This window comes from Xanthomonas graminis pv. graminis, from assembly GCF_030168915.1.
In the GTDB taxonomy this organism is placed as follows: Bacteria; Pseudomonadota; Gammaproteobacteria; order Xanthomonadales; family Xanthomonadaceae; genus Xanthomonas_A; species Xanthomonas_A translucens.
The window spans coordinates 4,579,870-4,604,185 of the sequence record NZ_CP076255.1; the positions used below are offsets into that span (position 1 = coordinate 4,579,870).

18 protein-coding genes are annotated in these 24,316 nt (G+C 68.1%); 7 read left to right on the forward strand and 11 right to left on the reverse strand.

What is annotated here, in order from left to right:
* Positions 1-40: 40 nt before the first annotated feature.
* Positions 41-1,105: a LacI family DNA-binding transcriptional regulator gene (locus tag KHF85_RS19820; protein WP_284567983.1), complete on the reverse strand. Its 1,065-nt coding sequence runs from the start codon at positions 1,103-1,105 to the stop codon at positions 41-43.
* A gap of 406 nt (positions 1,106-1,511) precedes the next feature.
* On the opposite strand from KHF85_RS19820, the gene KHF85_RS19825 reads away from it, so the two are divergent.
* Together KHF85_RS19825 and plsB are read left to right on the forward strand one after the other, a co-directional pair.
* Positions 1,512-2,456, forward strand: coding sequence for a hypothetical protein (locus tag KHF85_RS19825; RefSeq protein ID WP_284567984.1), 945 nt, complete (start codon positions 1,512-1,514; stop codon positions 2,454-2,456).
* Positions 2,456-5,128, forward strand: coding sequence for a glycerol-3-phosphate 1-O-acyltransferase PlsB (plsB, locus tag KHF85_RS19830; RefSeq protein WP_284567985.1), 2,673 nt, complete (start codon positions 2,456-2,458; stop codon positions 5,126-5,128). Before KHF85_RS19825 ends, plsB begins: the two co-directional genes overlap by 1 nt.
* 134 nt (positions 5,129-5,262) lie before the next feature.
* Here the strand turns inward: plsB and KHF85_RS19835 are convergent, their stop codons facing one another.
* The 5 genes from KHF85_RS19835 to KHF85_RS19855 all read right to left on the reverse strand — a co-directional run bounded on the left by KHF85_RS19835 (position 5,263) and on the right by KHF85_RS19855 (position 11,812).
* Complete coding sequence (locus KHF85_RS19835) at positions 5,263-5,841, reverse strand: DUF488 domain-containing protein (RefSeq protein WP_284567986.1); 579 nt, start codon at positions 5,839-5,841, stop codon at positions 5,263-5,265.
* Positions 5,838-6,032 (reverse strand): YdcH family protein, encoded by a 195-nt coding sequence (locus KHF85_RS19840; RefSeq protein WP_409976631.1) that lies wholly within the window; start codon positions 6,030-6,032, stop codon positions 5,838-5,840. Before KHF85_RS19840 ends, KHF85_RS19835 begins: the two co-directional genes overlap by 4 nt.
* 180 nt (positions 6,033-6,212) lie before the next feature.
* The gene (locus KHF85_RS19845; RefSeq protein ID WP_284567987.1) at positions 6,213-7,229 is read right to left on the reverse strand and encodes a glycoside hydrolase family 43 protein; all 1,017 of its coding nucleotides are present in this window, start codon (positions 7,227-7,229) and stop codon (positions 6,213-6,215) included.
* A gap of 28 nt (positions 7,230-7,257) precedes the next feature.
* Positions 7,258-8,742, reverse strand: a complete 1,485-nt coding sequence (locus KHF85_RS19850; protein ID WP_284567988.1) for an MFS transporter — start codon at positions 8,740-8,742, stop codon at positions 7,258-7,260.
* Positions 8,743-8,869: 127 nt separating this feature from the next.
* Entirely contained in the window at positions 8,870-11,812 is a 2,943-nt protein-coding gene (locus tag KHF85_RS19855; RefSeq protein WP_284567989.1) for a TonB-dependent receptor, read from the reverse strand.
* A 455-nt stretch (positions 11,813-12,267) separates the two neighbouring features.
* Here KHF85_RS19855 and KHF85_RS19860 point away from each other — a divergent pair, with 455 nt between their 5' ends.
* From KHF85_RS19860 to KHF85_RS19875, 4 genes are read left to right on the forward strand one after another with little or no spacing between them, the layout of a single operon-like run.
* Entirely contained in the window at positions 12,268-13,563 is a 1,296-nt protein-coding gene (locus KHF85_RS19860; RefSeq protein ID WP_284567990.1) for an MFS transporter, read from the forward strand.
* A 58-nt stretch (positions 13,564-13,621) separates the two neighbouring features.
* The gene (locus KHF85_RS19865; protein ID WP_284567991.1) at positions 13,622-14,602 is read left to right on the forward strand and encodes an endo-1,4-beta-xylanase; all 981 of its coding nucleotides are present in this window, start codon (positions 13,622-13,624) and stop codon (positions 14,600-14,602) included.
* 44 nt (positions 14,603-14,646) lie between these two features.
* On the forward strand, positions 14,647-16,065 hold the full coding sequence (uxaC, locus tag KHF85_RS19870) for a glucuronate isomerase (RefSeq protein WP_284567992.1): 1,419 nt from the start codon (positions 14,647-14,649) through the stop codon (positions 16,063-16,065).
* Between the two features lie 31 nt (positions 16,066-16,096).
* Complete coding sequence (locus KHF85_RS19875; protein WP_284567993.1) at positions 16,097-17,311, forward strand: endo-1,4-beta-xylanase; 1,215 nt, start codon at positions 16,097-16,099, stop codon at positions 17,309-17,311.
* Positions 17,312-17,416: 105 nt separating this feature from the next.
* On the opposite strand, the gene KHF85_RS19880 is transcribed toward KHF85_RS19875, so the two are convergent.
* A complete protein-coding gene (locus KHF85_RS19880; RefSeq protein WP_284567994.1) occupies positions 17,417-17,977 on the reverse strand; it encodes an XVIPCD domain-containing protein in 561 nt (186 codons plus the stop codon).
* Positions 17,978-18,125: 148 nt separating this feature from the next.
* Here KHF85_RS19880 and KHF85_RS19885 point away from each other — a divergent pair, with 148 nt between their 5' ends.
* Positions 18,126-19,163, forward strand: coding sequence for an SMP-30/gluconolactonase/LRE family protein (locus KHF85_RS19885; RefSeq protein WP_284567995.1), 1,038 nt, complete (start codon positions 18,126-18,128; stop codon positions 19,161-19,163).
* 381 nt (positions 19,164-19,544) lie between these two features.
* Here KHF85_RS19885 and KHF85_RS19890 read toward each other — a convergent pair whose 3' ends face one another.
* The 4 genes from KHF85_RS19890 to KHF85_RS19905 form a co-directional block, all read right to left on the reverse strand.
* Positions 19,545-19,982 carry a SymE family type I addiction module toxin gene (locus tag KHF85_RS19890; RefSeq protein ID WP_284567996.1) on the reverse strand — a complete coding sequence of 146 codons (438 nt, stop codon included), beginning with the start codon at positions 19,980-19,982 and terminating at the stop codon, positions 19,545-19,547.
* 526 nt (positions 19,983-20,508) lie between these two features.
* Entirely contained in the window at positions 20,509-21,918 is a 1,410-nt protein-coding gene (locus tag KHF85_RS19895) for an XVIPCD domain-containing protein (RefSeq protein WP_284567997.1), read from the reverse strand.
* Positions 21,911-22,492 (reverse strand): hypothetical protein, encoded by a 582-nt coding sequence (locus KHF85_RS19900; protein ID WP_284567998.1) that lies wholly within the window; start codon positions 22,490-22,492, stop codon positions 21,911-21,913. The genes KHF85_RS19895 and KHF85_RS19900 overlap by 8 nt, the downstream gene beginning before the upstream one ends.
* A 328-nt stretch (positions 22,493-22,820) precedes the next feature.
* On the reverse strand, positions 22,821-24,284 hold the full coding sequence (locus KHF85_RS19905; protein WP_284567999.1) for a mannitol dehydrogenase family protein: 1,464 nt from the start codon (positions 24,282-24,284) through the stop codon (positions 22,821-22,823).
* Positions 24,285-24,316 lie beyond the last annotated feature (32 nt).

Sequence of the window (24,316 nt, forward strand, 5' to 3'; positions counted from 1 at the left end):
GTTGGATGCAGACAGTGACGGCAAAACGCGATGGGCGGTGTCAGTCCATGGCGGTCCCTCGCTGGCCGCTGGACGCGCGGATGATCAATTGCGGAACGATATCGGTGGCAAGCGCAGCTTCCGCGGCCGGTGCCGCGCTGTGCGGTTCCAACGCGGCGATCAGCAGTTGCATCGCGCGCGCGCCGAAGCCGGCGATGTCCACGCGCATCGTGGTCAGCGCCGGGTGCACGTAGCGCGCCATCGGCACGTCGTCGAAACCGGCCAGGGCGATGTCGTCGGGCACGCGCAGGCCGGCGTGGGTGAAGGCGAACAGGCAACCGAGCGCCATCATGTCGTTGGCGGCGAACACCACGTCCGGGCGCTGGCCCTGCAGCAGCGCCTGCCCGGCGCGGTAGCCGGAGGCTTCGTCGAAATCGCCCGGCAACACCCGCGGCGGCACCTGCGGGCAGCGCGCGCGCAACTCGTCGCGGTAGCCGCGCAGGCGTTCGCGGGCATCGAAGTTGTCGTCCGGCCCGGCGATGAAGGCGATGCGGCGGTGGCCGCTGTCGAGCAGGTGGCGGATCATCGCGCGCGCGCCACCGTAGTTGTCCACGTTGAGCACCTGCGCGTCGGCGATGCGCTCGGCGCAGTTCATCAGCACCGCCGGCAGCGCACCGGGCAGCATGTCCGCGGCGTCCTCGCTACCGGTGCCCAGAGACGGCGACATGAGCAGCAGCCCGTCCACGCGTCCGGGCATGCGCCGCACCGCCAGCCGCTGCTCCTCCGGCTCGCCGTGGTAGCTGGACACCAGCAGGTGCAGGCCGCGCTCGCGCGCGATCAGGTCGATGCCGCGGATCAGTTCGGAGAAGAACTCGCCGTGCAGGTCGGGCAGGACCACGCCGACGGTGTGGGTGCGGCGGCTGCTGAGGCTGCGCGCGGCATGGTGCGGCACGTAGTGCAGGGTGCGCGCGGCTTCCAGCACGCGCGCGCGCACCGGTTCGGCCACGTGCTGGTGGCCGTTCATGGTGCGCGAGACGGTCGCCACCGAGACGTTGGCCAGGCGTGCCACGTCTTTGATGGTGATGCTTGCGCGCTGTTCCGGCGGGTGTGCGATGCGCGGATTCACCAGGGTGCCTCCAGGGTCCGCCACGGCTTGCCCAGCGCTACGTCGCCACGGGCGATGCCAGCGTGACGCAGTGCGCGGAAAATTTTTGATGGGTATCGCACTGGGACCCCCGTCCAGTACCACCTCAAGCCGAGGTTGGCGGACGTTAACAGCAACTGCAAGCGGTTACATGATGCGCCGCAACATTGCGCAATGGCGCGGCATACGGTGCTATCCGCCGACAATGCGCCGATAGCGTTGTCTCGGCAAGGTCTCGGCAAGGCCGATCGGGTCAAGCATTGTCCTGCTGCGACATCGGCATCGCGTCCCGCGACCGCCGCGACGGCAGCGCACGCGGGCGCGGCTTGCCGGAATCGCGCGCGCCCAGCAAGATGCGGAACGTTTTGGGGAACGAGCCGAATAGAGTATGTCGCCGCCACGCCCGACCCGGTTCACGCCCTTGCATGTCGTTCCAGCGCTGCTGCTGGCCGCGCTGGCCCTGTCCGGCTGCAAGCGCAGCCCCGCCGAGTTGCCCGGCGCCAGCGCCGAACCGGCCGCGGCCGTGCGCGAGTTGGCGCGCACGCTGCAGCGCAACGACCTGGCCGGCTATGCCCATGCCGCGGTCCCGCCCGAGCAGTACCAACGCCTGCAGCAGGCCTGGAGCGAGGACCGCAGCCGCTGGCCGCTGAGCCAGCTGCCGCTGGCCGAGCGCCTGCCCGAGGTGCTCGACAGCCTGGCCGCGCCGGACGCCGAGCGCCAGCTGCAGCGCGCCTTCGACGCGCAGTTCGGCGGGCAGACCGCGAGCCTGCGCCAGGCCGCGCACTCGCTGGGCCTGTTCGGCGTGCAGTACCTGCGCAACCAGGGCGACTACACGCCGGAGCAGCGCGGCCACTACGTGCAGCTGGTGCAGGGGCTGAGCGGCTGGGCCGAACACGCGCCGTTGGCCGAGCGCAAGCGCGCGCAGGCGGCGATCGCGCAGCTCAGCGCCGCCGCACGCCGCACCGGCCTGCGCAGCGACGCCGACCTGCACGGCCTGGGCATGGAGCAGAGCCTGCAGCGGCTCGGCCCGTTCCTGGGCGAGCTGAAGACGGTGCTGGCCGGCTACCGCCTGGACCTGGACGACAGCGCGCGCGAACTGCGCACCGGGCTGGTCAGCCAGCAGGGCGACCAGGCCGTGGTGCGCATCCAGTACCCGCTGGGCAGCGCGCAGATCGACACCACTGCGGTGCTGGTACGCCGCCACGGCCACTGGTACCTGCGCGATACCTTGCACGCGGTGGACGCGCTGCTGGCCGTCGCGGCACCCGCCGCCGCCCCTGCCGAGCCCCCGGCGCCGCCTGCCGCCGACCACGCAACGCCGGCTAAGCGATAATGCCGTCGATGCCAGAACAAAACCCCCTCCCCTTCCCCGATGACGCCGCGGCTGCGCGCGCCTCGGACCCGGCGTCCGCGCCCGCCCCCGCTGCCAGTGGCGATGCCGCGGGCAGCGTGCCGCCGGCCACCGGCGCTGCCGCGCTGCCGAGCCCGGCGCTCGCCGCGCGCGCCGCCAAGCGGCCGCTGTGGGCGCGCCTGCTCGGGCGCGTGGCCGATCCGTGGCTGGGCCTGAACATCGAACCGGCCGAACCCGGCCAGTACGACGACGGCCGCCCGGTGGTCTACGTGCTGGAGGACTACGGCCTGTCCAACGCGCTGATCCTGGACAAGGCCTGCCGCGAAGCCGGCCTGCCGTCGCCGCTGGTGCCGCTGCCCGGCGACCCGTTGGGGCGCAAGCGCGCCTACCTGGCGCTGTCGCGGCGCAGCAGCAGCACCGCGCTGATTCCCGAGCAGCGCGGCGCCAAGACCCATTCCGATTCGCTGGCCAAGCTGCTGCAGGCGCACCGCGAACGCCCGGACCTGGACATCCACCTGGTGCCGGTGTCGATCTTCGTCGGCCGCGCCCCGGACAAACAGAGCGGCTGGTTCGCGGTGCTGTTCTCGGAAAACTGGGCGCTGGTCGGCAGCTTCCGCCGCCTGCTCGGCGTGCTGCTCAACGGCCGCAGCACCATCGTGCGCTTCGCCCCGCCGGTGTCGATGCGGCTGACGATCGAGGAAGGGCTGCCGCCGGAACGCACCGTGCGCAAGCTGCAGCGCGTGCTGCGCACCCATTTCCGGCGCATCCGCGAGGCGGTGATCGGGCCGGACCTGTCGACCCGGCGGCTGCTGGTGGACCAGGTGCTGGCCGCCGAGCCGGTGCGCGAGGCGATCGCCGCGCAGGCCAAGCGCGACACCAGCAAGCCGATGGACGCCTGGCGCAAGGCCCACGCCTATGCCTGGGAAATCGCCGCCGACTACTCCAGCCCGGTGGTGCGCTCGGCCAGCTTCCTGCTCACCCACGTGTGGAACCGCATCTACGCCGGCGTGCTGGTGCACCACCTGGACAAGCTGAAAGAAGCCGCGCCTGGGCACGAAGTGATCTACGTGCCCAGCCACCGCAGCCACATGGACTACCTGCTGCTGTCCTACCTGCTGTACGAACGCGGCATCGTGCCGCCGCACATCGTGGCCGGCATCAACCTCAACCTGCCGGTGGTCGGCACCCTGCTGCGCAAGGGCGGCGCGTTCTTCATCCGCCGCTCGATCCGCGGCAACGCGCTGTATTCGGCGGTGCTCAGCGAATACGTGGCGCAGCTGGTGGCCGGCGGCTACTCGATCGAATACTTCGTCGAAGGCGGGCGCTCGCGCACCGGCCGGCTGCTGCAGCCCAAGGGCGGCATGATCGCGATGACCCTGCGCGCGTTCCTGCGCCAGCCGCGCAAGCCGGTGCTGTTCCAGCCGATCTACGTCGGCTACGAGAAGCTGATGGAAGGCAGCAGCTATCTCGACGAACTCAGCGGCCGGCCCAAGGAGAAGGAATCGATCTGGGGCCTGCTGTGGAGCATCCCCAAGGTGCTCAAGCAGAACTATGGCCAGGTGGTGGTGAACTTCGGCGAGCCGATCGCGCTGCGCCAGGTGCTGGCGCAGCGCGCGCCGGACTGGGACGGCCAGCCGCTGGGCGAGGACGAGAAACCGAACTGGTTGAACGGCACCGTCGATGCGCTGGCGCAGCAGATCCAGGTGCATATCAATGCCGCCGCCGACGTCAATCCGGTCAACCTGCTGGCGCTGGCGCTGCTGTCCACGCCCAAGCACGCGATGGGCGAAGCCGACCTGATCGCGCAGATCGAACTGTGCAAGAAACTGCTGGCCGAACTGCCGTACTCGGACCGGGTCACCGTCACGCCGCATTCGCCCGAGCGCATCATCGCCCACGCCGAAGAGATCAACGTGCTGACCCGCACGCCGCATCCGCTCGGCGACGTGCTCAGCGTCAACGGCGACAACGCGGTGCTGCTGAGCTACTTCCGCAACAACGTGCTGCACCTGTTCACCGCGTCCTCGTGGGTGGCGTGCTGCTTCCAGAACAACCGCCGCATGAGCCGCTCCGGCCTGCTGCGGCTGGGCCGCACCGTGTACCCGTTCCTGCAGGCCGAGCTGTTCCTGCCGTGGAGCGAGGACCAGTTCGCCGAACGCATCGAGCGCACCATCGAGGTGTTCGCGCGCGAAGGGTTGTTGCTGCAGGTCAACGACGACGATGGCGGCATGCTGGCGCGCAACACCGGGCAGACCGACGAAGTATTCCGCCTGCGCGCGATCGGGCATTCGCTGCAGCAGGCGTTCGAGCGTTACTACATCGCCATTTCGGTGCTGGTCAAGAACGGCCCCGGCAAGCTTGGCGCCGGCGAACTGGAAAGCCTGTGCCAGCAGGCCGCGCAACGCCTGAGCCTGCTGTACGCCCCGGCCGCGCCGGAGTTCTTCGACAAGACCCTGTTCCGCGGCTTCATCCAGAAACTGCGCGAACTGAAGCTGGTGTGGCCGGACGCGAACAGCAAGCTGATGTTCGACGAGCGCCTGGACGCGTGGGCCAAGGACGCCAAGTTCATTCTTGGCCGCGAACTGCGCCATACGATCGAACGGGTCAGCCCGGAGGCGGCGAAGCCGGAAGAGATTCCGGTACCGCAGGATTGAGGCGGCCGCATGCTGCTTTCTCGCCGCTAGCGACAGACTTGTAGGAGCGGCTTCAGCCGCGACAGACACCACCCGGCAAGACCCTGTCGCGGCTGAAGCCGCTCCTACAGAGGACAGCGTGCGGAGCGAATGGCTCAGCCGCCGAACAGATCGCCAGTGACTGGCCCGGCAGGCGCGACGTCCGCCGGATAGACCAATTGCCCGTGCGCATCGCTGCGCGCGGCAGGATTGAGGACGGCCGGCTCGCGGCGCCCGCCGTCGAGCAGGTGAATCACCGGGTGGCCATGCTGCAGCAGGTGGTCGCAAACGATCTGGCGATGGCATTGGCGCCAGTCGGCTTCGGCGCACATCACTGCGCAAGCGCCGACGCTGCCGAGCGCGCGCAGCTCGGCCAGCGCCGCACCGAAGTCGGCGCCCAGCGCGTAGTCGGCGTAGTTGTGGAAGCCGGCGCTGCGCCAGTGGCCGTTGCGCTGCGGGTCGATGCCGGGTTGCGCGGCGCGGCGCCCGCCCAGCGCGCGGAAGTGCCGGTAGCCGATACCCGCGGCAGCCAGGCTGTGCGCCAGCGCGCGGCCGTCGAACTGCGGGAAACGCCGCGACGACGGGAATGCCCGCACGTCGGCCAGTTGGGTGACCTGCGCGCCGTGCAGGATGTCCAGGAATGCTTGCAGCGGACGGGTGGAATGGCCGACGCTGAACAACGTCGCCGCGCTCACGCCGGTTCGTCGGGAATCAGCAGGTTTTCCAGGCGCATGATGCAGTCCTTGAGCTGCAGCTTGCGCTTCTTCAGCCGCTTGGCCTGCAGCTCGTCGTCGAGGTTGGCCGGGGTGCGCTGGATCTGTTCGTCGAGCGCACGGTGCTCGCGACGCAGGGCGTCGAGGCGCAGGGAGATCTCGGCGGGCGTCATGTCTTCCACGAGCTCCGAGCATACACAGGCAACGGGTCTGCCGTCACCGTAGGCGGCGACGGACACTTTGTCGGCGCGGCGCGCTGCCGGCACACTGTCCCCGGCGCCGCGGCGGAGGCGGCGCCAATTCCCATCGTCCGCATCTGCGGTACGGATCGGCGCGCCGGCCCGGCAGCGGCCTTACTGCCCGTAGGGATGGACCAGCGCGATGCGCCCCTGCGCATCGTGCTGCAGTTCGGTGAGCTTCATCGAACGCAGGTGGGTGACGCCGCCGGACAGCATCGCGTCGTGATAGAACAGGTACCAGGTGCCCTGGAATTCGCAGATCGAGTGATGCGTGGTCCAGCCGATCACCGGGCTCATGATCGGCCCCTGGTAGGTGAACGGGCCGTAGGGCGAATCGCCGATCGCGTAGCACAGCAGATGGGTGTTGCCGGTGGAGTACGACAGATAATAGCGGCCGCCGTACTTGTGCAGCCACGGCGCCTCGAAGAAACGGCGCGCATGGTCGCCGGCCAGCAGCGGCTGGCCGTGTTCGTCGACGATGCTGACCTCGCGCGGCGGCTCGGCGAACTGGGTCATGTCCGCGCGCAGCCGCGCCACGCGCGGACCCAGCGCCGGCGCGGCATCGGCCGGTTCCTCGTGCGCCTGCGCATAGACGTTGTCGCGGTATTTCTGCAGCTGTCCGCCCCAGATCCCGCCAAAGTACAGGTAATGCGCGCCATCGTCGTCGGCGAACGCCGCCGGATCGATCGAATAGCTGCCTTCCATGGCCTGCGGCTCGGCAGTGAACGGCCCTTCCGGGCGCGCACCGATGGCCACGCCGATCTGGAAGATGCCGTCGGCGCGCTTGGCTGGGAAATACAGGTAATAGCGTCCGTCCTTGCACGCCGCATCCGGCGCCCACATCTGCCGCTCGGCCCACGGCACGTCCCTGACGTGCAGCGCCACGCCGCAGTCCACCGCCGGGCCGTCGGCGCTGTCCATGCGGAACACGTGGTAGTCCTCCATGTCGAAATGGCCGCCGTCGTCGTTGAAGGCGATGCCGGCGTCGATGTCGTGCGAGGGATAGATGTACAACGCGCCCTCGAACACGTGCGCCGACGGATCGGCGGTGTACATGTGGGTGACCAGGGGCTGCGAGATGGCCTTGCGGGCCAGCCTCTGCAGGTCTGCGGCATCGGTGTCGGCGGACATGGCGTACCTAGCGTGAGGGGAAGAAACGTCAGTTGCCGAGCGCGGCGGCCTGCAGGCGGCGCGCGTCCAGTTCGTGTTCGATGCGCGATTCCAGCGCCTTGTCGATCTCGTACAGGAACAGCAGCGCCACCCCGAGCAGGAACGGGATCGCGCAGTACACGCTGACCGCCAGGCGGATGCCGCCGGTCACCGCCGCGCTCTGCTGCGGCAGTGCGGCGTCGTAGCCGTAGAACGCGAGCAGGCCGGCGACCAGCGCACCGCCGACGCTCAGGCCGACCTTCAGCCCGCACAGCATTGCCGAGAAGATGATCGCGGTGGCGCGGCGGTGGTTCTTCCACTCCGAGTAGTCGGCCACGTCGGCGATCATCGCCCACAACAGCGGGATGGTGATGCCGTAGAAGAACCCGTGCAGCACGTAGGAGCCGAACACCAGGCCGATCGCCTGCGGCGGATAGACCGCGAACGCCAGCAGGAACAGCGTGGACACCAGCAGCGCCGCACCGAACACGTTGCGCTTGCCGTAGCGGTCGGCCAGGCGCTTGGAGCAGGCGATGCCGACGATCATCGCCAGGATGCCGCCGGCGCTGAACACGCTGAAGGCGGAGGTCGGCGCGTCCTGCGGCCAGTGCAGCGCGGTCAGCCCGGCGCTGGCGAGCAAGCCGTTGATGCCGGCGATGAAGCCGTTGAACCCGGCCTGGTCGAGGAAGCGGGTCAGCGCCGCCGCATCCAGGTAGTACTTGAAGTAGTACACGTACATGCCGCCCTTCATCGCCAGGTTGACGAACACCAGGATGGTCAGCGCCAGCATCACCAGCCACGGCTTGTTGCCGACCAGGTCGCCCAGGTCCTTGCGCACGCTGGAGCGCTGCGCGGCGATCGGCAGTACCCGCTCGCGGGTGCTGAGGAAGGTGATCAGGAAGCACAGCGTGCCGACCACCGCGAACAGCGCCATGGTGCGCTGGAAGCCTTGCGCCTTGTCGCCGTTGCCCAGGATCAGCACCAGCGGCAGCAGCAGCACCTGGATCACGAACTGGGCGATGGTGACCGCGAAGAAACGGTACGCCGACAGGCTGTTGCGCTGCTCCATGTTGCCGGTGAGCACGCCGCTGAGCGCCGAATACGGCAGGTTGTTGGCGACGTAGATCAGCACCAGCAAGCTGTAGGTCACGAACGCGTAGACCACCTTGCCCTGCGCGCTCAGCGCCGGGGTGCTGAAGGCGAGCAGCGAGATCGCGCCGAACGGCAGCGCGGTCCACAGGATCCACGGCCGGAACTTGCCCCAGCGCGTGCGCGTGCGGTCGGCGAGGATGCCCACCAGCGGGGTGAACACCAAGGCGCCGAACAGGCCGACCACCGAGATCAGCGTGGCCGCGGTGCCGGCGGGGATGCGGTAGATGTCGGTGTAGAAGAACGCCAGGAACGTGATCAGGGTCTGGAAGATCAGGTTGGCGGCCAGGTCGCCCAGGCTGTAGCCGATCTTTTCGCTGAGCGGGAGGCGGTGCGTGCTGGTCATGGGCCTGGGAGTCGCGGGGGGAGCGTGCTGCCCTCTGCGCCGGGAGAGGGGGCGGAGGACAAGGGTACGGCGAATCTGCACGCCGGTCGGCGCGGCCCCGAGGAGACCACGCCGCCGGCGCGCAGGATCAGAACGAACCGCGGATGCCGAGCATGATGGTGCGGCCGGGCTGGTACAGGTCGTAGGTGGCGTTCGGATACTGGAAGGTGGTGCGCAGCGGTTCGTTGGTGAGGTTGGTGACGTTGAGGGTGATCTGCGGCGCCGAGCGGATCCACGCCAGCGTGTAGCTGGCCGACAGGTCCAGCTGTCCGCGCGCATCGGCCATCAGCCGCGCGTCGGGAATGCCGTTCTGGTTGGCGCCGGAGATGATCATGTCGTCGTTCCAGGCGTAGGACAGGCGCACCGAGGCGTTGTTCTTCTCCCAGTACACGGTGCCGTTCCACAGGTTCGGCGCCACCCCCACCGCCACCGCCTGGATGCCGTCGCCCTCGGACTCCTGCTTGACGTGGGTGTAGTTGAGGCTGAAGCCCAGCCCGTCGAGCAGGCGGTCCAGCGGCTGCACCCAGATCGCTTCCAGGCCGCGGATGTTGAGCGTGCCGTCGGCGTTGACCTGGGTCTGCACGTCCACGGTGGCCGCGTTCGGCCCGCCACGCTGGTCGAGCGCGGCCTGCTGGGTCGCGCTCAGGTTGTTGTAGTCCACGCCCAGGTCCAGGAACGGGATGCGGCGCACGCCGTTGACGGTGAAGCCGTCGATGCGCTTGTCGAACAGGGTCAGGCCGACGAAGCCCTCGCCGCCGGTGTACCACTCGCCGCCGATGTCCACGTTGGTGGAGCGGTACGGCGCCAGGTTCGAATTGCCCTGGGTGGCGGTCTGCGCGGAGGGATCGCTGAAGTTGGTGTTGGGCAGCATCGCGCTGGGATCGGGACGGGTCAGCGTGCGCGAGCCGGACAGGCGCAGCACCACGCTGTCGGCCACGTCCCAGGCCAGGTTGAACGAGGGCAGCAGTTCGTTGTAGTTCGAGTTCAGCACCTGGTAGCGGCGCACCCCGCCGATGGTGACCGGGCCGCTGATGGTCTGGTCGGTGGTCACGTAGCGCACGCCGGCGTTGAAGCGCAGCGCGCGGTTCCACACGTCGGTCTCGGCGTTGGTCTCGACGTAGAAGCCCCAGTTCTTTTCCAGGATGCCGCCGGTGGAGGCGCCGGTGTTGGCGGCGTTGGTCTCCGGCGCGCTGGCACTCAGGCCGTAGTAGCCGCTGTCGCGCAGGAAGCGGTCGAAGTCCACGGTGATGAAGCCGCCCGGGCCGGGCTTGAGGTAGGACGCCAGCGCCGACTGCGGGATCAGCGAACCGGCGCCGCCGGTGCAGGTGGTGGCCGCGCCGCGGCAGACCAGGGTTTCCCATGCGGTGCTGTTGTCGAAGCCGCGGATGCGGCGCTCGGCCTGGTCGTAGGCGACGCCGACCTTGATGTTGCGCTTGTCCTCGCCGAACTGCAGGTCGGCGCGCGCGCCGCGGGTCTCGGTCTCGCGCTTCTCGTTGCTGATGTTGAGCCGGCCGCCGGTCCAGCTCCAGCCCAGGTTCGGATCGTCGAGGTCCAACGGGCTGGTGATCGACGGCTGGTCGCCGCCGCTGTTGCGGTAGTCCACGGTGGTGAACGGCGAGGTCACCAGCACGCTCGGCGACTGCCGGTACAGCCAGCTGCGGGTGGCATTGGCCTGCACGTTGAGCTTGATGTCCTGGTCGGCGCCGAACAGCAGTTCGGCACCGGGATTGACGCTCCAGAACTTGACCTGTTCGCGGTACGGCCGCGCTTCCAGGAAGTACTGCGCATTGGTGAAGGTGGCATCGGTGACGACGTTGTTGTCGTCCAGCTGCATGTCCAACGGGAGCATGTTGCCGTTGCGCCCGATCAGATTCATGCTGGTGCGCTCGGTGGTGCGCTTGGCCTTGGAGAACAGCGTGTCCAGGTAGAAATGCGCGGTGTCGCTGGGCCGCCATTCCAGCGACATCACCGACGCGTCGCGGTCGCGGTCGCCCTGCATCTGTACGCGGCGGCCCAGGCGCGGGATCAGCGCGTCGCTGATCTGCGCGATGCTCAGGCCGGGGTTGTGCGCCAGCAGCCAGGCGGCGTCGATGCTCTCTCCCGGGGTGAGTCCGGCGCCGGCGGTAACCGGCACGGTGTCGGGAATGCGCCAGTTGCCGCCGCCGTTGGCGTTGCACGCGGCCGGCTGGTTGCTCGAGGGGGTGCCGGCCGGCGGGGTCAGCCCGCATTGCGCGTAGGTCAGGCCGGGGTTGGTCCAGCCGATGCTCTCGAAGCCTTCCACGCCGAGCTTGCTGCGCACCGAGGCCACGCCGAACAGCGCGCCGAAGGTGCCGGCTTCATTGGTCCAGCTGCCCATCAGCGCGCCGCGCGGGCTGGTCTTTTCGCTGGTGCTGTTCCAGTCGCCCTGCAACTGGTAGGTCAGGTGCGTGCCGGGACGGTCGAACGGCCGCGCGCTGCGCATGTCGACCACGCCGGACACGCCGCCTTCGAGCATGCTCGCGGTGGGCGTCTTGCTCACCGTCAGCTGGGTGAAGAACTCGGTCGGGAACAGATTCAGATCCACTTCGCGGTTCTGGTTCTGCGCGTTGATGCCGATCGAGGCGGTGGCGATGCTGGCGCCGTTGAGCGTGGTCTTGGTGAAGCTGGTGCCCAGGCCGCGGATGGCGATGTTCAGGCCTTCGCCGTTGACGTCGCGCGAGAGCTGCACGCCGGGGATGCGGTTGAGCGACTCGGCGATGTTCATGTCCGGGAACTTGCCGATGTCCTCGGCGAACACGGTATCGCTGAAGGTGACCGAATCGCGCTTGGCGTCGGTGGAGAACTGGATGCTGCGGCGGTAGCCGGAGACGGTGACCGTATCCAGCTGCTTGACCGTCTCGTCGCCGGCCGCGGCGGGCGCAGGGGCCGCCTGCGTCGCTGTGGGCGCCTGCGCCGGTGGCGCGGCCTGCGCCCAGGCGCTGCCGGCCGCCATGCCCAGCAATGCGGTGGCCAATGCATGCGACAACGTGGTGCGCGCGTAACTGTTCTTCACCGTGATTCTCCCCAAAACAGGTGACCTGCGGCCCTGCGATGCCACGCGGAGCGGCCAGCCGACGAATTGCCCGAGCGACGGAAAAACGTGCAGCAACTTCGGATGCCCATGTCATGGGCCGTGGCCGCGGATGGTAGCGCTAACAAGATGGCTGTCACGCTGCACGGTAACATAATGCCGGACAGCATCGATACATTACTGAAAACCTGTGCCCAGTTCTGGCGGATCCACATCACGCTTCGCATCTCGCCACCGTGTTTCGTGTTGCTGTGCACGATGGATCGTTTGCGCCGGCATGTTAATGATAGCGCTACCAAACCGCGGCGAGCGCCGCGCCCTGGAGGATCGAAGCGAATGCACCGAGCCGGACACAGCGCAGATTGCATACTGCATTGCAGTACCCGACAGACGTGCACCTCCAGCGCGGCGCACCTCGCTGCCGCCGTGCCGGCGGCATGGCCATGATCCCGGCGCCGGGCGTGAACAACACCGTCGCGCGCCTGGGCCGCATGCGCTGGCGCATCTGCGCACTGCTGCTGGCCGCCACCACCATCAACTACATCGACCGCCAGGTGCTCGGCGTGCTGGCGCCGTTCCTGCAGGAACACATCGGCTGGAACGAAATCGAATACGGTTACATCGTCACCGCCTTCCAGGCCGCCTACGCGCTGGGCCTGCTGTGCAGCGGCGCGGTGATCGACCGCTTCGGCACGCGCGCCGGCTATGCGCTGGCGATCGGCATCTGGAGCCTGGCGGCGATGAGCCATGCGCTGGCGACCAGCGTCGTCGGTTTCGCGATCGCGCGCTTCTTCCTGGGCCTGGGCGAGTCGGGCAACTTCCCGGCGGCGATCAAGACCGTGGCCGAATGGTTCCCGCGGCGCGAGCGCGCGCTGGCCACCGGCATCTTCAATTCCGGTTCCAACATCGGCGCCATCGTCGCGCCGCTGCTGGTGCCGGTGATCGCCAGCACCTGGGGCTGGCAGTCGGCGTTCCTGTTCACCGGCGCACTCAGCGCCACCTGGCTGCTGGTGTGGTGGCTGAACTACCGCGCGCCGGAACAGCAGCCGCGGCTGAGCGCGGCGGAACTGGCGCATATCCGCAGCGATCCGCCGGAACCGCTGCAGCGGCTGAGCTGGGCGCAGCTGCTGCGCCACCGCCAGACCTGGGCGTTCGTGGTGGCGAAGTTGGTCACCGACCCGATCTGGTGGTTCTTCCTGTTCTGGCTGCCCAAGTTCCTGCATGCCGAGTACGGGCTGAGCCTGCTGCAGCTCGGCGCGCCGCTGATCGTGATCTTCGTGCTCGCCGACGTCGGCAGCATCGCCGGCGGCTGGATCGCCGGGCGCTTCATCGCCCGCGGCTGGAGCGTGAACCGCGCACGCAAGACCGCGATGCTGATCTGCGCGCTGGCCGTGGTGCCGATCGTGTTCGCCGCGCGCGCCGACAACCTGTGGCTGGCGGTGGGCCTGATCGGCCTGGCCACCGCCGCGCACCAGGGCTGGTCGGCGAACCTGTTCACCCTGACCTCGGACATGTTCCCGCGCCATGCGGTGGCCAGCGTGGTCGGCATCGGCGGCTTCGCCGGGGCGGTCGGCGGCATGCTGATCGCCACCTTCATCGGCTTCCTGTTGCAGGCCACCGGCAGCTATGTGCCGGTGTTCCTGATGGCCGGCTCGGCCTACCTGCTGGCGCTGGCGCTGCTGCAATGGCTGGCGCCGCGGTTGCAGCCGGCGCGGCTGCAAGAACCTGCCTAGATCGTTCCCCACCCTTTCCCCCACCCCCACCCACCACCACAACCATCGAGGTGCCATGATGAAAACACTGACTTCGCTGTTGTTTGCGTTACTGCTGGTCTGTTCCGCTGCAGCGGGCGCCGCGCCGATCGCGGCCGGCAAACAGCGCTTCCTGGGCAGCGCCTATAGTCCGCCGCAGGCACGGGATTTCACCAATTACTGGAACAAGGTCACCCCCGAGAATGCCGGCAAATGGGGCAGCGTGGAAGCCGTCCGCGGGCGCATGGACTGGGGCGCGCTCGATGAAGCCTACAACCTGGCCAAGCGCAACAACATGCCGTTCCAGATGCACGTGATGGTCTGGGGCGCCCAACAGCCGCTATGGATGCGGACCCTGTCGCCGACAGAGCAGCGCGCTGCCATCGAGCACTGGTTCGCCGCGGTCGCGCAGCGTTATCCGGACATCGATCTGCTTGAGGTGGCCAACGAAACCCTGCCGGGCCACAATCAGCCCGACAACAGGAAGAGCGACAGCGGCAACTACCTGCAGGCGCTGGGCGGCACCGGCAGCACCGGCGTTGACTGGGTGCTGCAGGCGTTCCGTCTGGCACGGCAGTATTTCCCGAGGACCAAGCTGATGATCAACGACTTCGGCATCACCAGCGATAACAACGCCACGCGCCAGTACCTGCACACCATCCAGCTGCTGCAGCAGGAACACCTGATCGATGCGATCGGCCTGCAGGAACACGCCTTCGAGACCGAACCGTACGCGCCGATTCCGGTGCATCGCGCCAACCTCGACCTGCTGGCCACGACCGGCCTGCCGATCTACGTCACCGAGTTCGACCTGGACGGGCCGACCGACGCCCAGCAGTTGGCCAACTACCAGCGCGTGTTCCCGCTGTTCTGGGAGCACCCGAGCGTGCGTGGCGTGACCCTGTGGGGCTTCCGCCGCGGCTTGTGGCGCGACAAGGAAGGCGCCTATCTGGTGCGCGACGACAACAGCGAACGCCCGGCACTGACCTGGCTGCGCAGCTATGTGGCGGGCAAGCCGTAACGCGGCGCGTTAACCTTGTCCATTTCCCGGACCTAGACTCCATCATGTCCTCACCCGCCCTGTCCCTGCACCCCGACCGCCTGCTGCCGCCGGAGCCAGGGATGCGGGCGATCGCGCGGCGCCTGTACGCACAGGTCGCCGCGCTCCCCATCGTCAGCCCGCACGGGCACACCGACCCGGCCTGGTTCGCCGAGGATGCAGCGTTCGCCAACGCCACCGAACTGCTGCTGGTGCCCGACCACTACGTGTTCCGCATGCTCTACAGCCAGGGCGTGGACCTGGACGCGCTGGGCATCCCGCGCGCCGACGGCAGCCGTGCCGCGGTGGACCCGCGCGCGGCCTGGCGCGTGTTCGCCGAGCGTTTCCACTTGCTGCGCGGCACGCCCTCGGCGTTGTGGCTGAACCATGTGTTCCACGAGGTGTTCGGCCTGCGCGTGCGGCTGGATGCGGCCAGCGCCGACCTGTATTACGACCGCATCGGCGAGGCGCTGCAGACCGCGGCGTTCCGGCCGCGCGCGCTGTTCGATCGTTTCGGCATCGAGGTGATCGCCACCACCGAATCGCCGCTGGACCCGCTGCAGCAGCATGCCGCGATCCGCGCCAGCGGTTGGAGCGGACGGGTGATCACCGCCTACCGCCCCGATGCGGTGATCGATCCGGAGCACGAGCAATTCCCCGACGCGCTGCGCCGCTTCGGCGAGCTCACCGGCGAGGACGTGTATGCCTGGGACGGCTATCTGCGCGCGCATCGCCAGCGGCGCGCGTTCTTCGCGCAGATGGGCGCTACTTCCACCGACCACGGCCATCCCAGCGCCGCCACCGCCGACCTGTCCGCGGCCGCAGCGGCGCGCCTGTTCGCGCGCGTGCGCGACGGTGGCGCCAGCGCCGAGGATGCCGAACTGTTCCGCGCGCAGATGCTGACCGAAATGGCGGCGATGAGCGTGGACGACGGCCTGGTGATGCAGCTGCACCCGGGCTGCTTCCGCAACCACAACCGCGCCCTGTTCGCGCGCTACGGCCGCGACAAGGGCGCCGACCTGCCGCTGCGCACCGACTACGTGCACGCGCTCAAGCCGCTGCTGGACCGCTTCGGCAACACCCCGGGCTTCACCCTGATCCTGTTCACCCTGGACGAGAGCACCTACGCGCGCGAACTGGCGCCGTTGGCCGGGCACTATCCGGCGCTGCTGCTCGGCCCGGCCTGGTGGTTCCACGATGCGCCCGAAGGCATGTGGCGCTTCCGCGAGCAGACCCTGGCCAGCGCCGGTTTCTATAACACGGTCGGCTTCAACGACGACACCCGCGCGTTCCTGTCGATCCCGGCGCGGCACGACGTCGCCCGCCGCGTGGATTGCGCGTTCCTGGCCAAACTTGTGGCCGAGCATCGCCTCGACGAGGACGAGGCCGCCGAGGTCGCGCTCGACCTGGCCTACCGCTTGCCGAAGCGGGCGTACCGGCTGTGAGCGCGCCGCACTCGAGCGCCAGCATCGAACGATGACCAACGCCATGCCGGCCCTGCGCAAGCCCCTGCTCGCGGCGCTTCTACTGGCCGGTCTGTGCGGCATTGCGCCAGCGCAGGCGGCCGATGCTGCCGCCACCGCTGCAGGCACGCCGGCGGCGGCGACCACCCGCGGCCTCAAGGACGCCTACGCCAGCGCGTTCCTGATCGGCACCGCGGTTAACGCCGACATCGTCTCCGGCAAGGACGCGGCCTCCGCCGCGCTGGTGCCGCGGCAGTTCAACGCGATCACCGCCGAGAATGCCATGAAGGCCGAAGTGGTCAATCCGCGTCCCGGCGTCTTCGACTTCGCCGCCGCCGATGCCTTCGTCGACTACGGCCGCCGCCACGGCATGTTCGTGGTCGGCCACACCCTGGTCTGGCACAACCAGACCCCGGACTGGTTCTTCGTCGATGCGCAGGGCAAGCCCAACGGCCGCGACGCGCAGCTCGAACGCATGCGCGCACACATCCAGGCCGTGGCCGGGCGCTACGTCGGCAAGGTGCAGGCCTGGGACGTGGTCAACGAAGTGATCGACGAGGACGGCAGCTACCGCAACACCAAGTGGGTGGAGCGCGTCGGCGACGGCGACGAGCTGGTGCGGCAGGCGTTCCGCGTCGCCGCGCAATCCGCGCCGGATGCGCAGCTGTACTACAACGACTTCAACGCCTGGCGCCCGCAAAAGCGCGACGGCATCGTGCGCATGGTGAAGATGCTGCAGCATGCCGGCATCCGCATCGATGGCGTCGGCATGCAGGGCCACTGGGGCCTGGACTACCCCAGCCTGCACGACATCGAGGCGGCGATCGACGCCTACGCCGCGCTCGGGGTCAAGGTGATGATCACCGAACTGGACGTGGACGTGCTGCCGCTGACCAAGGAAGGCCAGGTGATCGGCACCGGCATGGCGCACAAGCAGTTCCAGCTGCCCGAGTTCAAGCGCTACCTCGATCCGTACCGCGACGGCCTGCCGGCGGACGTGCAGGCGCGGCTGCGCGATCGCTACGCCGAACTGTTTCAACTGTTCTGGCGCAAGCGCGACAAGCTGGCCCGGGTCAGCCTGTGGGGCGTGGACGATGGCATGTCGTGGAAGAACGACTATCCGGTGCCGGGGCGCCGCAACTATCCGCTGCTGTTCGACCGCGAGCGCAAGCCCAAGCCTGCGTTCGACGCGGTGCTGGCGGTGCCGGCCCAGGCGCAGGCGCAATAACGCGCCCGCTGGCGCAGCCGCAACAGCCGCCACCACCAGGGCGCGCCCTGGCGTTTGCCAGGCAGCTGGCCGCACGGCTGCCAGAGCCGAGGCGCCGCTGCCGACTCAGCGCGTCGGCACCTGCGGCGACTGAGCCTGGGTCTGCGCCTGCGTGGCCTGTTGCTGCGCCGTGTACGCCTGCAACTGCTGGTAGGTTTCCTGCGCCGGCCGCGCGATCGCCTCGCTGGTCGTCATGTGCGCGCGGTTGGCATAGGGATCGGGCGACGCCGTGGCCCCGTCGCGGTACACGAACGCCAGCTCGCCGCCCTGCAGCGCCGCGGTGGGACGGTTGAAGCCCACCGACAGCTGGTCGCGCTCGCTGAAGCCGCTCTGCCTGGCCAGCAGGGTCAGACTGGCGGTCAGGCGCTCGCTGTTGTCGTCCCAGTCCTTGCCCAGCGCCTGCTCGGCCTGGGCCACGCCGCTGCGCACCTTGTCGTGCAGGGCGCGGTCGGCACCGGTCGGCTCGGCCGCGGGCGCGGGCGCGGCGGCGTGCGCTTCGAACCCGGACGGCTGCTCCACCCGCGCCTCGGGCGTGTTGTCCAGCGTCTGCCGCTGCGCCTGGCCCGGCTTGGCGTCGGTCGCGTCAACCGTGTCCACCGTCTTCTTCAGTTCATCGTCGTTCGCCATCACCCATCTCCTTAGGCGGTGGCCGGGATTTGCAACTGGGAGACGCCACCGTGGCCGCGAGCATACCCAGTCGCGCGTGCGCGCGGAGGTGAAGAGCACGCGCCCGGCAGATGGCATCATCGCCCCCACACCACCCAGGAATGCTCCGATGCGATTTCCGGCCCGCGTCCTGCTTGCCGCCGCCGTCCTGGTGTTGCTTGCCTGCTGTGCGACGCGCCAGGCGCCTGCGCCGCCCTTTCCGGTGATCGGCCATGTCACCGCGTTCGATCCCGCGTTCGGCGACACGGTGGCCGCGGACGCGCGCATCGAGCGCATCGCCGAAGGCTTCACCTGGTCCGAAGGCCCGGCCTGGGTGCGCGACGGCGGCTACCTACTGTTCAACGACGTGCCGCAGAACACCATGTACCGCTGGTCCGAGCGCGACGGCCTGTCGGTGTTCCTCAAGCCGTCCGGCTACGCCGGTCCGCCGCTGGAGGCCTTGCGCGAGGCCGGCGCCAACGGCCTGCAGGCCGAACCGTCCGGCAGCGTGCTGCTCGCCGATTCGGGCAACCGCAGCATCGCCCGGCTCGATCCCGCCACGCGGCGCAAGACCCCGCTGGCCAGCGCCTACGACGGCCACCGTTTCAACAGCCCCAACGACCTGGTGCGGCGCCGCGACGGCGTGGTGTTCTTCACCGACCCGCCGTACGGCCTGAAGGGCGGCGACACCTCCCCGGTCAAGGAACTGCGCTTCAACGGCGTATACCGGCTGGACCCCGACGGCAGCGTGCACCTGCTGGACGATAGCCTGAAGCTGCCCAACGGCATCGCCCTGTCGCCCGACGAACGCACCCTGTACGTGGCCAACTCCGACCCGGCGCGGCCGATCTGGACCGCCTACACGCTCGACGCGCGCGGCGCGGTCACCGGCAAGCGCATTTTCGCCGACGCCTCCGACATCGTCGGCGACGCCAACCCCGGCCTGCCGGACGGCATGGCCGTGGCCAGCGACGGGCGCCTGTTCGCCACCGGCCCCGGCGGCGTGCTGGTGTTCGCGCCCGACGGCCGCCGCCTGGGCCGCATCGAAACCGGCGGCCCCGTCGCCAACTGCGCCTTCGGCGACGACGGCCGCACCCTGTACATGACCTCGCACACGATCCTGGCGCGGGTGCGGGTGAAGGCGACGGGGTTGGGGTTTGCGCCGTAGCGGCGGCGGCGCTTTTGCAGGAAGGGTTCCGAGTGGACCCAGGTCATCAATCGCGGCAAGACCCCGACAAAGCCCCTCCCTTCTCCCACCGGGAGAAGGTGGCGCGCAGCGCCGGATGAGGGGACATCCGACCGAGGCATTTGCACGCCGCGTCAGGCTGCTGCGTTCACGGCAGGCATCCGCAGTGGACGCTCTGCAATCCAACGATTCCCAGGAACAGAGCGATGTTTCGGTCTTGGCAATGCCGCGTGACACTCGGCATCGAGGCCGGCGCCATCACTGCAAGAAACCGACCACCACCACCACGCCAGTCGCCGCCTAACGCGACGCTGGCGTGGCCCCGGCGGCGCACGCAACACGCGCGTGCGCCTACCAATGGCGTCAGACTTTGGATCGCAGCGGATTTGGAGCGGCGCGCGCTGCCCGCGACTTCTTCTTGCCCACAGCCCGCGCCGATGGCACGACCGCAGCCGGCACGCGGCTGATCAACAACACCCCGCGCCCCACCGTCACCCGCAACGCATCGCCCACAGCAAAACCGTACTGCTCCAGCCAGCGCCCGGACAGGCGCAGCTTGGGCACGGCGCAGCCGACGATGTCCTCGGCGCGGCGCACATCGTAATGCTGGTAACCCATCGTGCAGCGCTCGGGCACGCGGAAGCGCAGGCGCGACGCGGCGGGTGCGACGAATGGGGAGGCATCGGCGGTCGCCGGGTGCTCAGCGGCCTGCGTGTCGGCTGATCGAGCGCGGCGCTTGGGTGTACGCGACGCGGATGCTGCCTTGGGGGGAGTGAAGGTGGTTCTGTTGAAACGGTGCATGTCGGACTCCTTGTGTGCTGAGGAATCCACCTACTCGCTGTCAACCGAGGTGGCGGACGGTGCGCGGTTGACAGACCGGCCACAAGGAACCGGCAGACCTTTCGGCCTCCGCACACCGCCCGCCAAAGGGCGAGCACGCGACCCATCCCAAAAGCCGGACAAAAGAAAAGCGCCGACATCGAGCAATGGGCGCTGGTGCGCCTTGTGGTTTCAGGCTGTCAATCCCGGCTGCGGAATGTGCCGCAACAATCCAATCATGCGACCGGCCGCGGAACCCTGTCAATGGACTCAAATCAAGTGTTCCAATTAATTCTCTAGCCACCATCAATGATGAGGCCAGAGAAAATATCCGTTCCAAACACATCTTCCATCCAGACCATTTGCCCTGGCCGGCACGATGGCCATCGACAGCCAACAACGGGGCCAGAGGAAATATCCAGCTCAATCCTATATTTCCTCCAACCCTATTGTCCCGCTCGCATCATGGCCCAGTGAAGTGCTTCATTCCACGAACATATTCAGAATGCTACATCGTCATCCGCGGCCCCTGCTCTTGCTGCGGGGCTTGTTGCTTGCTCATCTCCACTTGCTGCTGGCGGACCTGCTCGATCCTGATTTGCTCGGCCTGCACAAGGTTCTGCTCCGCCGGCTGCTGGGCCGCCTCGCGTCCATCGACCCGAGCATGGAACATCGGCAGTTTGTCGCCAAACGGCGCGTAGACCGCAAGCACGTTCTCGGCCCCGTCCTTGCCCAGCGCGCCGGTCACACGATCAACCCGCTTCACCAGCGGATCTTCGGCCTGCTGCTTGTAGAGCGCTGCGGTGACGTTGCGGCTCTCCTGCTCGTTCCAGTTCCCGGTTCCACTGACCCAGGAATGGATCTGCTGGTAGGTGGGGTGATCTGGATGCGCGGGGTTGTCAGCCAACACAGCTTGGTCGCGAGAGACAGCTTGGGGGTCGATGTCCGGTTGGCCGGCGCCATCGCGCCCCATTTGGCGCACTTCCACCGGTCGCAGCTGCCCTCCGGACGTGTCTGTGAAGCCGAATGCCCTGCCTTGCCCACCCAGGGCGATGCCGGCCGCCTGGATCTCTTCCGCCGAACTGCCAAGCTCTTTCAGGTTTAACCCAAGGCTCGGAATCGACTGAGTAGAACCACGGTCCAAGTCACGGGACACGGCAGCGCCAGCGGACACGATGTAGGACAAGTAGAAAGCGTTGTAATCGGACTGGCCGAGCGCCCCCAGGCTGTTGCCGGACCGATCGAACTGGCAGACGGCCACGGCCTCCACCGCAGGACTGTTGATGCGGTTGTCGGTGTGCTGGATGCCCTCGCTGTCCAAACGTATGCCCGGTTCCAATCGGCCGTTGGTGACGCATGGGGTGGTGGGCTCCATCCGCCGCAACAAGTAGCCCTCGCTTGCGTTGGGGTGCTGGTGCTTGACACGGCTAGCGACCGAGTTCATTGAGACCAGTTCGGCTAACGCTTCGTTCTGGCGCGATGCCTGGATGTAGTCCTTTGCCAGTGGGGTGATATCGACGGTGGCATCACCATAGCGTCTGCCCTCTCTGAGGGACTGTTCGATGCCATAGGAGAGCTTGTAGGTGCTGATCTCGTTGGAGCGGGCCATCAACGCGTGACCCGTTTCATGCCCCAAGATGCCGGTCAGCTGATCCACCCGCTCTTCCGGTCTTGTCCTCAAGAATACATCGGCGTTGATGCTGATCGACTTCGTGTCATGGCTGTAGTGCCCCCCTTCGTTCGGGGTCTTCGACACGCTGATATGCGCCAGATCGCCCTTGTCCATGGCCTTGGTCATCACCTCGATCAAATAAGGCGACGACTCCACCGCCTCCCGGAGATCGCGAGCAGCCCCCGGGGACAATGAAGATTGCCGTTCGGTTTCTTGGAGCATGCGCTCGATGCGGGGGTCAAGCATCGCGGCGATCCAGCTCGAAGCTCACCACGGTGACGCACGTCGGCGATTCCCGACGGTCGGGCGTTGCTGCGATGAAAAGGCCCAGCGAAGGCCCCACCTCCTTATCAAACGAGATCCGCTTGTCGTCGCCGAACGTGGGCACGTAGATGCGGAAGCCGCTCGCGATCAACGGGGCTTTGATTGCGTCGTAAGCCAGGCAAGCGTGCTGCGTCAGAGTGAGCTCGACAATATGGCCGGGACTCTCTGGATACGGCTTCCAGACCGCCCAGGAGTAGCTTCCCGTTCCCACCCGCCCGCTCACGCCGTTCCGCTCCTGCTTCGCGTCGGGAGGCAATGCCATGCCCAGCACCTGTTCCACCTTCCTCGGGTCGGAATCGTGGTAAACGCGGAAGGCCTTGGCCATCGCCTGGACCTGCTGCAACAGCTGGCTGGGCGTGAGCTCGGGACCAGACGAAAGCTCGGGATAGCCCTTCCACTGCTCCGCAGGTGCCGATCTCTCAGGAGCGGCGGCATCGACAATTGCGGCGACGCGGTCCTGCTCACGCTGAATATCGGTGGAGCTCGCTTCCTTCATAGCTTTCTCCTGATGTGCGTTGGACGACTCTGCGCACGCGGCCAATCCCAACAGCAGTGCGCCTGTTAGAAGTGCGTTAGCGATGCAGCGTCCCTGGTGAAAGGAATCCATGGCCCACACTCGGGTGTCGGGAGGTTGGATAGCTTAACTCCGGCGCCCGAACCCACGCCAATCAAGCAGCCAAACAAAAGGGCAAGAGGAAATATCCCACTTGAAACGCATACCTCCTCCGGTCCGGTTGTTGGCCCCCCGTTGGAAACCTCAGGGCCAGAGGGAATATGCATTTCAAACGCATATATCCTCTGGCCCCTTTGTTGGCCTACGGAATTTATGTCGGCACGAGTGCTTGTCGTGTGCTCGCGGGACTTCCGTCGCCCAGCGCAGCATAAGCGCTGCGCAATGCCTCCACGAAGCGCGCATCGCCCGACAGCGGCGCGAACACGGCATCCAGCGCGAGGAAGACGCCCGCATCGTGCCCCGCGTCGCCGGTTGCGCCGCGCCCGATCTCGGTCAGCACGTCGCTCATCGGGTCCACCAGCGCCACGCCATCGCGCGCCTGCCGCCGCACGAACTGCAGCCACGCCGCGATCGGCAGGCACAGGCGGTCGATGCGGCGGCCGGCGGCCAGCGCATCGGCGATGGTGCCGAGCAGGCGGACGGGGAGTTTCTGCGAGCCATCCCAGGCGATCTGCGCCAGCCGGTGGGCGATGGCGGGGTTGCGGAAGCGGGCGAGGATGGCGCCGGTGTAGCGCTGTGGGTCGAAGCCGGGCGTCGGTTGCAGCGTCGGTGCGATGTCGTCGCGCATCAGGGTTTCGACGAAGGCGGCCAGTTGCGGGTGGCGCATGGCGTCGGCGACGGTGTCCAGGCCGAGCAGTGCGCCCAGATACGCCAGTGCCGAGTGCGGGCCGTTGAGCAGGCGCAGCTTGGCGCGATCGAAGCCGGCGATGTCGTCGCTCAGGGTGACGCCGGCGCGCTCGAAGGCCGGGCGACCGTTGCAGAAGCGGTCTTCGATCACCCATTGGCTGTAGCGCTCGCGCTGGATCGGCCAGGCATCGTGGCAACCCAGTTGCGCGGCGACGCGTTCGCGCAGGGCGTCGTCGCTGGCCGGGGTGATGCTGTCGACCATCGAGCGCGGGAAGCTGGCTTCGGTTTCGATCCAGGCGGCCAGGGTCGGGTCGACGGCGTGCGCGAACTGCAGCACGGCGCGGCGCAGCTTGCCGCCGTTGTCGGGCAGGTTGTCGCAGCTGAGCACGGTGTACGGCGCAATGCCCAGGCGCTGGCGTTCGCGCAGGCCGGCGACGAGGTAGCCGATGGCGCTGCGCGGGGCGTGCGCGGCGGCGAGGTCGTGGACGATGTCCGGATGAGCGACGTCGAGGTGTTCGCCGGCCAGGCAGTAGCCTTTCTCGGTGACGGTGAGGGTGACCAGGCGCACCGCCGGGTCGGCCAGGCGGGCGAGGACGGCGGACTGCTGGTCCTGCGCGCACAGCACTTCGCGGATGGCGCCGATGATGCGCAGCTGGGGTGGTTCGTCGAGCAGGGCGAGGGTGTAGAGGCCGTCTTGCGGGCGCAGGGCGTCGCGCACCTGCGGGCTGTGCAGGGAGACGGCGCTGATCGCCCAGTCCGGTTCGTTGGCGAGCAGGTCGTCGATGTAGACCGCTTGATGGGCGCGGTGGAAGGCGCCGGCGCCGAGGTGGACGATGCCGATGCGGGTGCGGTCCAGGGCGTAGGTGGGGCGGGCGATGGCCGGCGGCAGGTTGGGGAGCGTGGCAGCGGTGAGGCGTGGTTCGGTCACGGGAGATCCAGGAGGGCGGTTTCGGTCTTAAG